Here is a 16,065-nt window from a genome sequence, read left to right on the forward strand (position 1 = left end):
CCGCACAACGGCTGCAGCACGCAGCCGAGGCACTGTCACCCAGTGCGGCCCACGGAGGAATGCCGATGAAGTATGCCCGCCGGATCACCGTCGCCGTGACGGCGGCCGCCCTGGCGGCCGCCGGGCCGGCGCTGCCCACGGCCGCCGCGGCGCCCACCGAGCCCCCGTCTCTACCGGCGCTGCTCGACTCGATGGGGCCGAGTCCCGCCGGCGCGAACGACCTCGACTGTGTGCCCTCCCCCGAGCATCCCCGGCCGGTTGTTCTCGTCCACGGGACGAGGATGGACATGACCGGCACGTGGGCCGTTGCAGCCCCGCAGCTCGCCGATCTCGGCTACTGCGTCTACGCCCTGAACTACGGTGGCATCCGCTCGCTGGTCGACCCCGAACTCATGGTCTGGGGAGTCGGGAGCATCGAGGACTCCGCGAAGCAGGTCGGCGAGTTCGTCGATGCGGTGCTCACTCACACCGGAGCGGACCAGGTCGACCTCGTGGGTCACTCGCAGGGTGGACCGGTCTCCCGCCAGTACCTACGGTTCGAGGGCGGCGCGGACCCGGCGGACCCGGACCGCAACAAGGTCGACAAGCTGGTGATGCTCGGTGCGACCAACCACGGGACCACGTTCAACGGGCTGCAGCAGCTGTACTCCCTGTTCGCCCGTCTCGGACTGGGGAACCAGGAATGGGCCACCGAACGCCTCGCGCAGATGGTCTTCGGTATCGCCGGACGTCAGCAGCTGATCGGATCGCGCGTGCTGGCCCGGCTCAACTCCGGGTCCGAGACCCTGCCGGGAATCGAGTACACCTCGATCGCCACCCGTCAGGACACGGTCGCCACGCCACCGGAGAATGCGTTCCTGCAGCCCAGCGAGAACAGCGTGGTGCACAACGTGTGGCTCGAGGACGCGTGTCCGACCAGCCCGGCCGGCCACCTCGCCCTACTCGAACTGCCCGAGTCGCTGCACCTGGTGAAGTCGGCTCTCGATCCGCAGTACGCCGAGACCGTGCCGGCCCCGTGCACGGCGCCTCCCGCCGGCTAGACAGTCGCGGCACGCGAACGGCCCCTCCCGCCGGGAGGGGCCGTTCGCGTGTGCACGATCCGGGGACCGGAGATCAGATCCCGAGGGCCCGCTGCAGCACCGGCCACGAATCCTTCAGGTCGTCCTGCCAGTAGCCCCACGAGTGGGTTCCGGACTCGCGGAAGTTGTAGGTGGCGGGGATGCCCAGGCTGTCGAGCCGGTTCTTCAGGTTGTGCGTGCAGTAGTTGGTTGCGGCCTCGATCACGCCGCCGACCACGATCTGATTGGCCAGCACTCCCGCGTCACCGTCGATCTCCGGGCCGGTCAGCGTGTCGTGCGGACCGGGCAGGCCGGTGCCGTTGGAGATGTACATCTCGAGCCCGCGCAACTTCTCCGCGTTGACGTACGGATCCTTCTCCGCCCACATCGGGTCGTTCGTCGGTCCCCACATGTTCTCGGTGTCGCCGTTGCCCCACGTCTCGACCGTGATCTTGACGAACTGCTGGCCGATCGGGTCGGACGTCTGTGCGCATCCGCTGTAGGCAGCGACACCCCGGTACAGTCCCGGCGCGGCCATGGGCAGCTGGAACACCGAGGTGCCCGAGGTGGAGATGCCGGCGACCGCGTTGACTCCGGTGGTGCCCAGAGCCCCGTCCACGAGCGGCGGAATCTCCTCGGTCAGGAAGGTCTCCCACTTGTTCACACCGAGCTGCGGATCAGGGTTCTTCCAGTCGGTGTAGTAGCTGAACATGCCGCCGACGGGCGAGACGACGTTGACGTGCTTGTCCTTGAAGAACTCGATCGCGTCGGTTCGGCCCCGCCAGGTGGCCATATCCTCACCGCCGCCGGCGCCGTTGAGCAGATACAGCGTCGGCGCGGGCTTGCTGGTGTCGGCCGGGCGCCACACGTCCAGCAGGATCTCCTCGTCCATGGACGCCGAGTACACCCAGACGAGCAGCTGCTGCTCACCGTAGTTCTCGATCCTGGTGATGTACGACCCGTTCTCGGACGTGACGGCCGTGATGGGCTGCAGGGTGTCGGCCACCGGGTCGGCCGAGGCGAACGAGGCGCCCGTGAACAGCGGCAGCGCAAGTACCGCCGCCGAGATCGCGGCTGCTCCCATCCTCCGAGCGCGGCTCCGCGACTCGACAACACTCATTCCGTCAACCTCCTCAGGCCCGGCAGGCGGGCGTCCCCGAACCCCGGCGGACCGGGGTGCGCCCTACGGCGCAGCATGTACTGAATCGACAGCACGCGGACGAACGTTACCTTGCGGACGGCGGGCCATAAACCTCACCGATCACATCCGTCACATCGATCGAGTCACGATCCAACGCCGGCACGATCACGTCGAGCGCGGGGGGATCCATCATCGCGCCGTGCGCCCCCGGTACGAACCGGTTCCGGACCCGGCCGGTCACGTACGGAACCCACAGGTTCGCCGCATCCGCTTCGTTCGGGTGTTCGTCCCGCGCGCTGAAGAACTCGACGTCGCCGGCGAACAGTCCCGGTTCGTGCCGGTTGATCAGCTCCGGGGAGAGCACCGCCGCAGCGAAGATGCGCTGTACCCGCTGCGCGTCGAGGTCGATCAGCTCGGTGGGCACCGCGGCGGCCACAGCACTCGCCGCCTCCGGCGGCAGACCGTCACGGAGGGCCTCCGGGTCCACGTCCACTCCGAGGCTGCGGAGATTCTCGGCGAATTCCGCGCCGAAGCGGTCCGTGTCGATCCGCGGAATGCAGTCGAGCATCGCGAGGTGCTCGACTCGGAAGCCTCGCGTCTGCAACTCCACCGCCACCGCGTGGGCGAGCACACCCCCGAGCGACCAGCCTGCCAGCCGGTACGGCCCGTCGGGTCGGACCCGCACGATCTCGTCGGCGTATCGCTGCGCGAGCACCTCGATCGAGGTCGGCACGAATTCCGGGTCCGTGAGCGCCGGGGTCTGCAGCCCGAAGACCGGACGGCTGGGAGCGAGCCGCGCGGCGAGGGCCGCGTAGGGCCAGGCCAGGCCGATCATCGGATGGATGCAGAACAGCGGGGTCACGTCGGGCTCACCGGCGCGCAGCGGTAGCACGACGGCGAGCGCCGCGTCCCCTCCGCTGCCATCGCCTCCGATACGGGAGGCGAACGCCGCCACCGTCGGTGCCGCCAGCAACCACGGCACCCGCACCTGCACCCCGAGGACATCCCGCAGACGCGCGACGACCTGTGTCGCCACCAGGGAGTTGCCGCCGAGTTCGAAGAAGTCGTCGTCGAGGCCGACCCGGTCGAGACCGAGCACCTCGGCGAACATGTCCGCGACGACCTGCTGTGCATCGGTCTCCGGAGCCCGGTACGGGCGGGTGGCCGTGCCCGGTTCCGGCAGTGCTTCACGATCGAGCTTGCCTACCGGGGTGAGAGGCACCTCGTCGAGAACGACGATCGACGACGGCACCATGTGCCCCGGCAGCGTCCTCGCCGCCGAGGCCAGCAACGCGGCGGTGTCGACGGCCGCCGACGGCCGCGCGGTCACGTACGAGACCAAGCTCACGACGCCCGCCTCGGACGTCCGGCCGACGGTGACAGCGAAGTCGACCGCCGGATCCCGGCGGAGCACGGCGTCGATCTCCCCGAGTTCGATCCGGAATCCGCGGATCTTCACCTGGAAGTCCGACCGGCCCACGTACTCGATCTCACCGGACTCGGTCCATCGCACGACGTCACCCGTGCGGTAGAGGCGGTTGCCGGTGCCGTACGGATCGGCGACGAACCGGGAGGCGGTCAGCGATGCCCGGGCGTGATAACCCCGGGCCAGCTGGACGCCGGACAGATACAGCTCCCCCGTCACCCCGACCGGCACGGGACGGAGCCGGTCGTCGAGGACGAGCGAGCGCGTGCCCCGGAGCGGCCCGCCGATGGTGATCGGGCCGCCCGGGGTGAGCGGATCGCTGATGTTGGTCATGATGGTGGTCTCGGTGGGTCCGTACCCGTTGTGGAACGCCCGGCCCGGCGCCCATCGCGCGACGAGTTCGGGTGGGCAGGCCTCGCCACCGACCACGACGGTCCGCAGATCGTCGAGACCCGTGGGATCGACGGACGCCAGGGCCGCCGGAGTCACGAACGCGTGGGTGACGCGTTCGCGGCGCAGCAGGTCCGCCAGGTCCGCGCCACCGTAGACGGTGGGCGGCGCGATCACCAGCGTGGCCCCGGGCTCGACCGCGAGCAGCAGTTCGAGCACCGACGCGTCGAAGCTCGGCGACGCGAAGTGCAGCGCCCGGGTCTCCGGGCCGAGGGCGTAACGCTCGCGCTGTTCGGCCGCGAAGTTGGCCAGCCCGGTGTGGGTGACGACCACACCCTTCGGCAGCCCGGTGGAGCCGGAGGTGTAGATGACGTAGGCGGGATTGTCCACGCGCAGCGGACGCAGTCGGTCGCGGTCCGTCACCGGGGCGGACGACAGCGCGTCGAGTTCGGACTCGGTCCCACCGTCGTCGAGCACCACCCACGGGATCGTGTCGGGCAGGACGGTGCGTTCGGCTGCCACGGTCAGTCCGACCCGCGCCCGGGAGTCGGTGACCATGTGCAGGACCCGGTCGGCGGGGTAGTTGGGATCGACGGGAACGTACGCTGCGCCGGTCTTCGCGACCGCCCACACCGAGACGACGGACTCGAAGGACCGGGTCAGCCCCACGGCCACGACGTCCTCCGGTCCGACGCCGCGCGCGACGAGCAGACGCGCGAGCCGCGACGAGCGAGCGTCGAGCTCGGCATAGGTCAGCTCGCGACCGTCGTACGACAGGGCGGGCGACTGCGGGTCGCGGGCGGCGGCAGCGGCCAGCAGGTCGGCCAACGGCACGGCAGGTTCCGCCGGGCGTCCGGTCCGCCGGACGAGATCGTCCCGCTCGGCCTCGCCGAGGATTTCGAGCTGTCCCGTCGTCCCGGCGGTTCCGGCGGCAAAGTCGCCGAGCACCCGGAGGTAGCGCTGCGCGAGGGTCTGCACGGTGGACGCCGTGAAGACGTCCCTGCGGTACTTGAACCCGAAGGTCAGCGACTCCTCGGCCGTGGCCACCACCGTGAGCGGATAGTGGGTCGCATCGCGGGTGTTGACGCCGGCGACGATCATGCCGTCGATCGAGCTCGCCTGCTCGAGGCCGCTCCGGTCGATCGGATAGGACTCGTACACCAGCAGGGTGTCGAACAGCGCACCGGCCCCGGCGAGCTGCTGGATCTCCGCCAGCCCGATGTGATGGTGGTCGAGCAGGTCTGCCTGCTCTGCCTGCAGGGCACGCAGCGACGCGTCGACCGCCGTGTCCGGGTCGAGGCGGACACGCACCGGAATCGTGTTGATGAACAACCCGACCATCGACTCGACACCGTCGAGTCCGCCGGGCCGGCCGGAGACGGTGGTTCCGAACACCACGTCGTCGCGGCCCGTCGACCGCGCCAACAGCACGGCCCAGGCCGCCTGGAGGACGGTGTTGACGGTGACACCGAGCCGGCTCGCGTACTCGGTCAGTGCGGCGGTGGTGTCGGCATCGACCGCCACGCGGTGCTCCGCGCCGCCCGCGGCTCCCGTCTCACCGTCACCGAGCGCCTCGGCGAGCATGGCCGGCTCCCCGAGGCCCGCCAGCGCGTCCGCCCAGGCTTCGCGGGACCGGGTGTGGTCGCGCGTGGCCAACCACTCGAGGTAGGTGCGATACGCCGGGACCCGCGGCAGGATCGTCGCGTCGGCGTCGGTTGCATACAGGGTGAGCAGGTCCTGGAGCAGCAGCGGCATCGACCACCCGTCCAGCAGGATGTGGTGGCTGCTGACGGCCAGCGTCCACGCGTCCGGGGCGGTGCGCACCACGAGGAAGCGGATCAGCGGCGGGGCGGCCATGTCGAACGGGACGTCCTGGTCCGCGCGTACCGTCGACTCCAGTTCGGAGCCGTCCGCCCCGACCGAGTCGACCTCGCGCCACGGCAGGGCGACGTCGTCGAGCACCAGCTGGACCGGTTCACCGGACTCGCCGGCGACGAACGCCGTGCGCAGGTTGGGATGGCGTTCGAGCAGCGCCTCCGCCGCCCGGCGCAACCGGGCCACGTCGACCCGGCCCGTCAGGTGGAGCAGCACCTGGGTGGTGTAGACGTCGGCTCGGCCGTCGGCGAGCATCGCGTGGAAGAGCAGGCCGGACTGCAGCGGGGCGAGCGGCCACACGTCGACCAGCGCGGGGTACCGCGCCTCCCAGGCGTCCAGGTCGCTCTGGCCCACGTGCACGAGGGGAACGTCGGACGGTGTCAGGCCGCCCGAATCGGGGCGGGCGGCATGAGTGGCGAGCGCCTCGAGGGCGCGCACCCACAACTGGGCGAGCTCCTCGACGTCGTCGCGGCCGAGGAGACCGCTCGCATACCCGATGTTCGCTCCGAGCCGGCCGCCGATCACGACCGCGTTGATGTCGACCGTGGCCATCGCGGGGGCGTCGGCGTCGTCGCGGCCCGACAGGTCACCGAGGTCGCCGGCCGGCAGCCAGCCGAGCCCCGCAGCGCCGTCGGGAATCTCGCCGGCGTCGATCCGGCCGAGGTAGTTGAAGCTGATCTGCCCGGCGGGCAGCGACCCGAGCACGGCTCCGGCGGCAGGGTCGAGGTAGCGCAGCAATCCGTAGCCGATGCCCTTGTCCGGAACGGCGCGCAGGTTCTCCTTGACGGCCTTGATCGCGGTGCCCGCGGCGCGGCCCCCGGCGAACGCGTCGTCGAGATCCACACCGGACAGATCGAGCCGGACCGGGTACATGGTGGTGAACCAGCCGACGGTGCGGCCGAGGTCCGCGCCGGGGACGATTTCCTCCTCCCGGCCGTGCCCCTCGAGCCGGACCAGCGCCGACGGCTCGTCGACGCCCCGGTCGCGGCGCCAGCGGGCGACGGCGAGTGCCAGCGCGGCGAGGAGAGCGTCGTTGACACCGCCGTGGAACCGTGCGGGCAGCGTCGTCAGCAACGCGTCGGTCGTGGCGGGATCGACCTGGATCCGCGCCTTCTCCACCGTCGCGGCGAGGTCGACCGCGGGATCGAAGGGGCGGGCGCCGAGCAGCGGATCGGGGCCCTCGACGATCGAGCGCCACAGCCCGAGCTCGGCCGAACGGGCCGGGGCCGCGGTCTCGGAGAGGGCGTGTGCCCAGCGCCGGAACGACGTGCCGACCGGCTGGAGTTCGGGACGTCCACCGTTCGACAGCTGCGCCCACGCCGTGACGAGATCCGGTACGAGGATGCGCCAGGAGACGCCGTCGACGACGAGGTGATGCGCGACGACGACGAGCCGTCCGGTGCGGCCGGCACCCGGATCGAGCCACACGAACTGCAGCACGACGCCTTCGGACGGCCGCAACCGCGACTCGGCCTCGTCGAGCGCCCGCGCAGCGAGGTCGGCGAGCGCCTGTTCGTCCGTCCCGTCCGCGACCTCGATGCGGGCGACCAGTGCATCGACATCGACGCTGCCCGGCGGTGTGGTCGACAGTTCCCAGTCACCGGAGTCGTTGCGGCGCAGCCGCGCCCGGAGCATGTCGTGGCGGTCGACGACGGCCGTGAGGGTTCCGACGACGCCGGCGCGGTCGATCCCGGCCGGGAGTTCGAGTGCGAGAGTCTGGGTGTAGCGATCGAACCCGCCGCCGCGTTCGACCATGTACCGGACGATCGGCGTCAACGGCATGGCGCCGACGCCCCCGCCGGGAAGTTCGGCGAGCGCGGGCGGCGCCGCCTCCGCCCCGACGCGCGCGACCTCGGCGAGCCCGGCCACCGTCTTGCGTTCGAACACGTCGCGGGGAGTGAACACCACTCCGCGGGCTTTCGCCCGCGACACCAGCTGGATCGAGACGATGCTGTCGCCTCCGAGCGCGAAGAACGAGTCGTCGGCGCCGATCCGATCCACTCCCAGGACCTCCGCGAAGACCTCCGCGATCGCGATCTCGGCGTCTGTGCTGGGAGCACGGAACTTCTTGTCGCCCTTGAATATCGGAGCGGGGAGAGCCTTGCGATCGAGCTTGCCGTTGGCGGTCAGCGGCAGCGCCTCGAGCATCACGATCGCGTCGGGAACCATGTATCCGGTGAGGAACCGGGCCACCGAATCCAGCACCGTCGCCGGATCGAGGTCGCGATCCGCGCGCGGCACCACGTAGCCGACGAGGCGGTCGCCGGTGCGCTCGTCGGTCCGCACGACCGCGACGGCCTGCGCCACACCGTCGACTCCGGTGAGAGCAGCCTCGATCTCTCCGAGTTCGATGCGGAATCCGCGCAACTGGACCTGGGAGTCGCTGCGCCCGGCGTACTCGAGCATGCCGTGCGCGTTCCAGCGGGCGATGTCACCCGTCCGATACATGCGGGTTCCGGGAGCACCGAACGGGTCGGCGACGAACCGGCCGGAGGTGAGGTCGGCGCGGCCCAGGTACCCGCGCGTGAGCTGCGCTCCGCGCACGTACATCTCCCCCGGCACACCGACAGGAACGGGCTGCAGGCGCGCGTCGAGGACATAGATGCCCAGGCCCGGGATGCCGCGTCCGATCACACTCGCGGTGAGTGCCGCGTCGGCCGCAGCGAGCGGGAGGTACGAGACGTGCACGGTGGTCTCGGTGATGCCGTACATGTTGACCAACCGCGGCGCATCCTCGGCGTGCCGGGCGTACCAGCCGACGAGCTGCCGCAGATCGAGCGCCTCCCCGCCGAAGATCACGTACCGCAGTGCCGGGAGACCGGATTCCCCGCCGCGTTCCGCCGCCGCGCGGTCCGCCTCGGCGAGCTGGTAGAACGCCGACGGTGTCTGGTTGAGCACGGTCACCTGCTCCCGGCCCAGGAGGGCTCGGAAGTCCTCGGGCGAGCGCGAGGTGTAGTGATCGACGACGACGAGCCGGCCGCCGTGGAGCAGCGGTCCCCACAGCTCCCACACAGAGAAGTCGAACGCGTAGGAATGGAACATCGTCCACACGTCGTGCTCGCCGAACTCGAATGCGGGCCAGGTGTTCTCGAACAGTTCCAGCACCGTTCGGTGCGGCACCAGCACGCCCTTGGGACGGCCCGTGGAACCGGACGTGTAGATGACGTACGCGAGATTGTCGGCACGCAGCGGTGCCCGTCGTTCGTCGTCGCCGACCGGTGCGTCCGAGACCGCGGACAACTCGAGGGCCGACACGTCGATCGCCTCGACAGCGCTGTCCGGCAATGCTTCCCGGTCGGTGCCCGAGACGAGCACGCAGACCGGAGCAGCGTCGCGGAGCATGAATTCGAGGCGGTCGGCCGGATACGTCAGGTCCAGCGGCAGGTAGGCACCGCCGGCCTGCAGCACGGCGAGGAGCCCGACGACGAGTTCCTCGGTGCGCGGCAGCGCCACGGCCACGAGGGTGTCCGGTCGTACACCCCGGTCGATCAGGGTGCGGGCGAGGCGGTTCACGCGCGACGCCAGTTCCCCGTAGGTCAGGCTGCGGTCACCGGCGGTGACGGCGACCGCATCCGGGGTCCGGTCGGCCTGCGTCTGGAACCGGCCGACGAGAGTCCCATCGGCGGCGCGGGTGCCCGGCGAATTCCACGCCTCGAGCACGGCGGCCCGTTCCTCGTCCGGCAGCAGCGGGATGTCCCCGACCACGGTGGCCGGATCGGCGGCTACCGCCGTGAGGACGCGGGTGAATCGCTGGGCGAAGGACTCCATGGTGCCGGCGTCGAACAGATCGGTCGCATAGGTCAACGCCACGGACAGCCCGTCCGGCGCGCCGTCCTCGGTGACCACGTCCGAGACGGTCACCTGCAGGTCGAACTTCGCCTGATCGAAGTCGAAGTCGACCGGTTCGACGGTCAGTCCCGGCAGTTCGAGGCGGGTGCGCGCCAGGTTCTGGAAGCTGAGCGCGATCTGGAACAACGGGTGCCGCGCCTGGGACCGCTCCGGGTCGAGGACCTCGACGATGCGCTCGAACGGCACGTCGGCATGCCCGAATGCCTCCAGGTCGGTCTCGCGGACGCGACCGAGCAGCGCGGCGAACGTGTCGCCGGGCCCGACCGGCGTGCGCAACACCAGGGTGTTGACGAACATGCCGATGACGTCGTCCAGTTCGGCCTCGCCACGCCCGGCGACGGGCGTACCGATCACGATGTCCTCGGTGCCGGACAGCCGCGCGAGCAGGGTGGTCAGCGCGGCGTGGACCACCATGAACAGCGTGACGCCGTGCTCGCGGGCGAGCGCCGCCAGTGCCGCGTGCGTGCCGACATCGACGGAGAAGCCGGTCAGGGCACCCCGATTCGACGCGACGGGCGGACGGGGCCGGTCCGTGGGCAGGTCCAGCTGGTCCGGGATCCCCGACAGCGTTCGGCGCCAGTAGCCGAGTTGCTGCGCGAGCACCGACCGGGGATCGTCCTCGGCGCCGAGAACCTCCCGCTGCCACAGCGCGTAGTCCGCGTACTGGATCGCCGGCGGCGCCCAGTCGGGTTCCCGGCCGGCGGCCCGGGCGGCATACGCGAGCATCACGTCGCGCGTCAGCGGCCCCATCGAGAATCCGTCACCGCTGATGTGATGCAGCACGACGACGAGCACATGCTCCCGAGCGGACAGCCGGAACAGCTTCAGACGCAACGGGACTCCGGTCGTCACGTCGAACCCGGCACCGATCTCGGCGGCGACCGCGGCGGCGAGGCCGGCCTCGCTCACCGGATCCGGCTCCAGCCCGGCGGCCGGATCCGCTGTGGGCAGTACGACCTGACGCGGCACCCCGTCGACCTCCGGATACACCGTGCGCAGCGATTCGTGCCGGAACACCACGTCGTCGATCGCCGCCCGCAACGCCTCGATGTCGAGCTCACCCCGGAGCCGGATGGCCAGCGGCAGGTTGTTCACCGCGGAATCGGGGTCGAAGCGGTTGAGGAACCACATGCGCTGCTGGGCGAGGGACAACGGGACGATCTCCGGCCGCGGCCGCGGACGCAGGGCGACGCGTCCGGTCCGGCCGAACTCGGATTCGAGCCGGACCGCGAGCGCCTCCACTCCGGGGGTCTCGAACAGCACGCGGACCGCCACCTTGGTGTCGAGTGCCGCACCGAGCCGCGCCGCGACCTGGGTCGCGACGAGCGAGTTTCCGCCCAGGGCGAAGAAGTCGTCGTCCAACCCGACGCGGTCGAGGCCGAGCACGTCCGCGAAGACGCCCGCGACGATCTCCTCGACGGGCGTGCGCGGGCCGCGGAAGCCGCGAGTCTCGAACACCGGTTCCGGCAACGCCTTACGATCCAGCTTGCCGCTGGCGTTGAGGGGGAAGGCATCCAGCACGACGAGTGCCGACGGCACCATGTACGCGGGGAGGGTCTCGGCGACCGCGCCGAGCAGCTGCGCGCTCTCGACCGTCGCGCCCGGTGCGGGGACCGCATAGCCGACCAGCTGCTCGCCGGTGACGGTGGGGACGACGAGAGCGACCGCCTGGCCGACCGTGGGCTGGGCGAGCATCGCCGACTCGATCTCCCCCAGCTCGATCCGCTGACCGCGGAACTTGACCTGGAAATCGGTACGGCCGATGTAGTCGAGAACCTGGTCACCGCTCGCGGTGCGGCGCCACCGGACGAGGTCACCGGTGCGGTACATGCGAGCGCCGGGGGTGCCGAGCGGGTCGGCGACGAAGCGGTCCGCGGTGAGATCCGGTCGACCCACGTATCCGCGGGCGAGTTGCACGCCGGCGAGGTACAGCTCCCCGGGTACACCGACCGGGACAGGATGCAGCCGGCCGTCGAGGACGTACACGCGCACGTTCCACTCGGGCACACCGATGGGCACGCTCTGCCGCTCGTCGCCGGCGGGCCAGTACGTCACCGAGACCGCGGCCTCGGTGGGGCCGTACAGATTGTGCACCGCGGCAGCGCAGACGCGACGGAAGGCGTCGACGGTCTCGGGTGGCAGGGCTTCGCCGATCACGAACACGTGCCGCAGGCTCGTACAGGTACCGGCCGGCGCATGAGCGGCGAACACGGTGAGCATCGACGGCACGAAGTCGGTCAGCGTCACGCCGTGCCGCGCGATCGTCTCGGCGACGTACACCGGATCGCGGTGACCGTCGTGGGTGGCGACGACGAGGGTCGCACCGGCGCGCAGGGGCAGGAACCAGCCCCACAGCGACACGTCGAAGGTGGTGGCGGTCTTCTGCAGATAGACGTCGCTGTCGCCGATCTCGTACTCGTGGGCCATCCACTCGAGCTGGTTGACGATGGCCTCGTGCGAGATGCACACGCCCTTGGGGCGTCCCGTGGAACCGGACGTGAAGATGACGTAGGCGGGGGTGCCGGGACGGATCGGACCGGCCAGTTCGTCGTCCCGGATCGGGTCGGGCGCGTGGTCCCGCAGGTCGAGGTCGTCGACCAGGACGGGGGCGACCGTGCCGGGCAGGTCCGCCGCGTCCGCGCGGGTGCTCAGGACGCACACCGGTTGCGCGGTGGACAGGATGTGCCCGATGCGGTCGGCGGGATGGTCGGGATCGAGCGGCACGTAGGCACCGCCGGCCGCGACGACCGCGTAGATCGCGACCGGGAGGTCGATCGAACGCCGGATGGCCAGTGCCACGAGGGTTTCGGGTCCGACGCCGAGGCCGACGAGGTACCGGGCGAGCCGGTTGACGCGCGCATCGAACTGTGCGTAGGTGAGCGTCTCGTCGCCGAAGACGACGGCCACCGCATCCGGACGATGCGCGACGGCGTCCCGGTACGCGGACAGCAGCCCCGCCGCCCGGACCGGATGCACGGCACGGTCGTTGCCGACAGCGAGGGCGCGGTGCTCGGCGGTGTCGAGGAGGTCGAGGTCGCCCACCACGCGGTCGGTGCCCGCGGCCAGGGCTGCGAGCACCCGGATCAGGCGCCCGGCGAAACCCTGCACCGTGGACTCGTCGAAGAGATCGGTCGCATAGGTGAACTGCGCCGACATTCCGGCCGGCTTTCCGGCTTCCTCGCGGGGTGAGACGGTCAGCTGCAGATCGAACTTGGCGACGGCGCCACCGAGGTCGACGGATTCGATCTCGACGTCCGGCAGGGTCACCTCGGCGCGGTCGAGGTTCTGGAAGAACAGCGCCACCTGGAACAGCGGATGGTGCCCGGTCGATCGCACCGGATCGAGCACCTCCACGAGCCGCTCGAACGGCAGCTCCGCGTTGTCGAAGGCCGCGAGGTCGGCGTCTCTGACCCGGCCGAGCAGTTCGGCGAACGTGGCGTCGGGCTCCACGCGGGTGCGCAGCACGAGGGTGTTGACGAACATGCCGACGAGATCGTCGAGTGCGCGCTCGCCGCGCCCGGCGACGGGTGTGCCGATCGCGATGTCCGCGGTGCCCGACAGTCGCGACAGCAGTACCGCGAGCGCGGCGTGGACGACCATGAACGCGGACGTGCCGGTCGCCTGAGCGGCGGCTTCGACCGCCTCGTGCAGGGCGGCGTCGATCTCGAAGTCGACGGTGGCGCCGCGGCCCGAGGCCTCCACCGGTCGGGGCCGGTCGGTCGGCAGGTCGAGACGGTCCGGGAGGTCGGCGAGGGCGTCCCGCCAGAACTCGATCTCCCGCGCCGCCGGTGATGCGGGATCGGACTCGTCACCGAGTACGGCGCGCTGCCAGAGGGCGTAGTCGGCGTACTGCACGGCGAGCGGTTCCCACGCGGGGGCCGCACCGTCGGTGCGTGCGACGTACGCGGTGACCAGGTCCCGCACGAAGGGCGCGATGGAGGCGCCGTCGGCGGCGATGTGGTGGACGACCAGGACGAGGACGTGCTCGTCGTCGGCCGACCGCAGCAGGTTCACCCGCAGCGGCACCTCGGACGTCACGTCGAAGCCGGCCGTCGCGAGCCGGGCGACCGCTCCGGCGATCTCGTCGGGCGGGGTCGGCACCGGGTCGAGGGGGTGCGTCGCCTCCTCAGACGGGAGGATCAGCTGGGATCCGATGCCGTCGTGCTCGGGGTAGACGGTGCGCAGCACCTCGTGCCGGCCCACGACGTCGGCGAGGGCCCGGCGCAGGGCATCGACGTCGAGCGCCCCGCGGACGCGCAACGCGACGGGGATGTTGTTCGCCGCCGACGCCGGATCGAACCGGTTGAGGAACCACATCCGCTGCTGCGCCAGTGACAGCGGGATCGGATCGGGGCGCGGCCCGGCGACGAGCGGTTGCGGCGCGCCCGCCCCGACGGAGGGTTCGACGAGTGCGGCGAGGCCTTCGACGGTGGACGCCTCGAACAACAGTCGCGCGGGGACCCGGGTGGCGAGGCGTTCTCCGAGGCGGGCGGCCGCGCGGGTGGCGACGAGGGAATTGCCACCGAGTTCGAAGAAGTCGTCGTCGAGGCCGGCCCGTTCGGCACCGAGCAGCTCCGTGAACACCTCCGCCACGGCCTGTTCCGTGGCGGAACGGGGTGCGCGGTATTCGTGCGCGGGCAACTCCGGTTCGGGCAGTGCGGCCCGGTCGAGCTTGCCGACCGGGGTCAGCGGGATGCGGTCGAGCGGCACGATCACGGCGGGCACCATGTGCGCCGGCAGCCGGTGGGAGACGAACTCGGTCAGTGCGTCGGGGTCGATGTCCGCACCCGGGACGGGATGGACGTACGACACCAGCCGGGCCTCTCCCGAAGGGGTCCGGCGTCCCACCGTGACCGCGAAGTCGGCATCGGGGTGCGCGGCCAGCGCGGCGTCGATCTCCCCGAGCTCGATCCGGAATCCGCGGATCTTGACCTGGAAGTCGTTGCGCCCCATGTAGATCAGTCCGGTCTCGCCCGATCGGACGAGGTCACCGGTGCGGTACAGGCGGGTGCCGGCGGGACCCGCGACGAACCGCTCGGCTGTCAGCGCGGCGCGACGATGGTAGCCGCGGGCGAGACCGGGGCCCTCGAGGTAGAGCTCCCCCACGACCCCGGACGGGACCGGGTTGAGGCGCTCGTCCAGCACGTGCGCGGTCATCCCGCGGACGGCCCGGCCGATCGTGACCTGCTCGCCGGGCTGCAGCGCGTGCGAGATGTTGGTCATGATGGTGGTCTCGGTGGGCCCGTAGCCGTTGAAGAAGCGGCGCCCGGGTGCCCATCGCGCGACCAGGTCCGGCGGGCACGCCTCACCGCCCACGACCACCGTCGCGAGGGTGTCCAGTCCGGCCGGGTCGACGGATGCCAGGGCTGCGGGTGTGACGAAGGCGTGGGTGACCTGCCGGCTGCGCAGCAGCTCGGCGAGGTCCTCGCCGCCGTACACGGACGGTGGGGCGATCACCATGGTGGAGCCCGCGCCGACGGCGAGCAGCAGCTCGAGGACGGAGGCGTCGAAGCTGGGGGACGCGAAGTGCAGGGTGCGCGAGGCCGGGGTCAGCGCGTAGCGCTCGACCTGTTCGGCGCAGAAGCCCTCCAGTCCGGTGTGGGTGACGACCACGCCCTTGGGCCGGCCCGTGGAACCCGAGGTGTAGATCACGTACGCGGGGTGCTCCGCCCGCAGTGTCCGGACCCGGTCGTCGAGTGCGACGGGTGCTGCGGACTGTTCGGCGAGGGCGGCGCGGGTCTCGGCGGAATCGAGGGCGATCCAGGGCACGGAGCCGGGCAGGTCCGGCACCGAAGCCGTGAGGGTCAGACCGGCGCGGGCTCCCGAGTCGTCGACCATGTGCCGGACCCGGTCATCCGGGTAGTTGGGGTCCACGGGCACGAACGCGGCGCCGGCCTTGGCGACGGCCCACACCGACAGCACCGACTCGATCGACCGGGTCGCAGCGACGGCGACCACGTCCTCCGGCCCGATCCCGCGCCGGATGAGCAGCCGTGCCAGCCGGGAGGAGGCCGAGTCGAGCTCGCCGTAGCTCAGGGTGCGTTCCTCGAACACCACCGCGGGTGCGGCGGGATCACGTTCGACCGCTGCGGCCAGGAGCTGGGGCAGCAGAGCGACGCGGGGTCCGCGTCGGCGGCCGGGTCGCTGCCGGACCGGCCGGCGACCTCGTGATTCGTCCGGTCGTCGGTCCCCCGAACCGTCGACACTCATCCCTGCGTGCTCCGTCGCCGGTCGTCCTGCGCGTGCACACCCAGCATCATCCACCTCGCGTATCCCTCATCGTCCCGGCCGTCGCCCCCTGCACACGACAGTGCAGGGTGGCACGC

The 16,065-nt window shown here is 71.2% G+C and carries 3 protein-coding genes; 1 reads left to right on the forward strand and 2 read right to left on the reverse strand.

The window, feature by feature from the left end:
- Positions 1-65 precede the first annotated feature (65 nt).
- Positions 66-1,040 (forward strand): lipase family alpha/beta hydrolase, encoded by a 975-nt coding sequence (locus AC2IPW_RS17145; protein WP_450120276.1) that lies wholly within the window; start codon positions 66-68, stop codon positions 1,038-1,040.
- A 73-nt stretch (positions 1,041-1,113) separates the two neighbouring features.
- Here the strand turns inward: AC2IPW_RS17145 and AC2IPW_RS17150 are convergent, their stop codons facing one another.
- The gene (locus AC2IPW_RS17150) at positions 1,114-2,142 is read right to left on the reverse strand and encodes an alpha/beta hydrolase (protein WP_450120277.1); all 1,029 of its coding nucleotides are present in this window, start codon (positions 2,140-2,142) and stop codon (positions 1,114-1,116) included.
- Between the two features lie 142 nt (positions 2,143-2,284).
- Positions 2,285-15,949: a non-ribosomal peptide synthetase gene (locus AC2IPW_RS17155; RefSeq protein ID WP_486375246.1), complete on the reverse strand. Its 13,665-nt coding sequence runs from the start codon at positions 15,947-15,949 to the stop codon at positions 2,285-2,287.
- Positions 15,950-16,065 lie beyond the last annotated feature (116 nt).

The organism is Rhodococcus sp. NS-SX18 (assembly GCF_057367935.1).

What these genes read in the sequence shown, in the direction of transcription:
- AC2IPW_RS17145 (WP_450120276.1), top strand. Translation starts at nt 66, where the DNA reads ATGAAGTATGCCCGCCGGATCACCGTCGCCGTGACGGCGGCCGCCCTG.
- AC2IPW_RS17150 (WP_450120277.1), bottom strand. Translation starts at nt 2,142, where the DNA reads ATGGGAGCAGCCGCGATCTCGGCGGCGGTACTTGCGCTGCCGCTGTTC.
- AC2IPW_RS17155 (WP_486375246.1), bottom strand. Translation starts at nt 15,949, where the DNA reads ATGAGTGTCGACGGTTCGGGGGACCGACGACCGGACGAATCACGAGGT.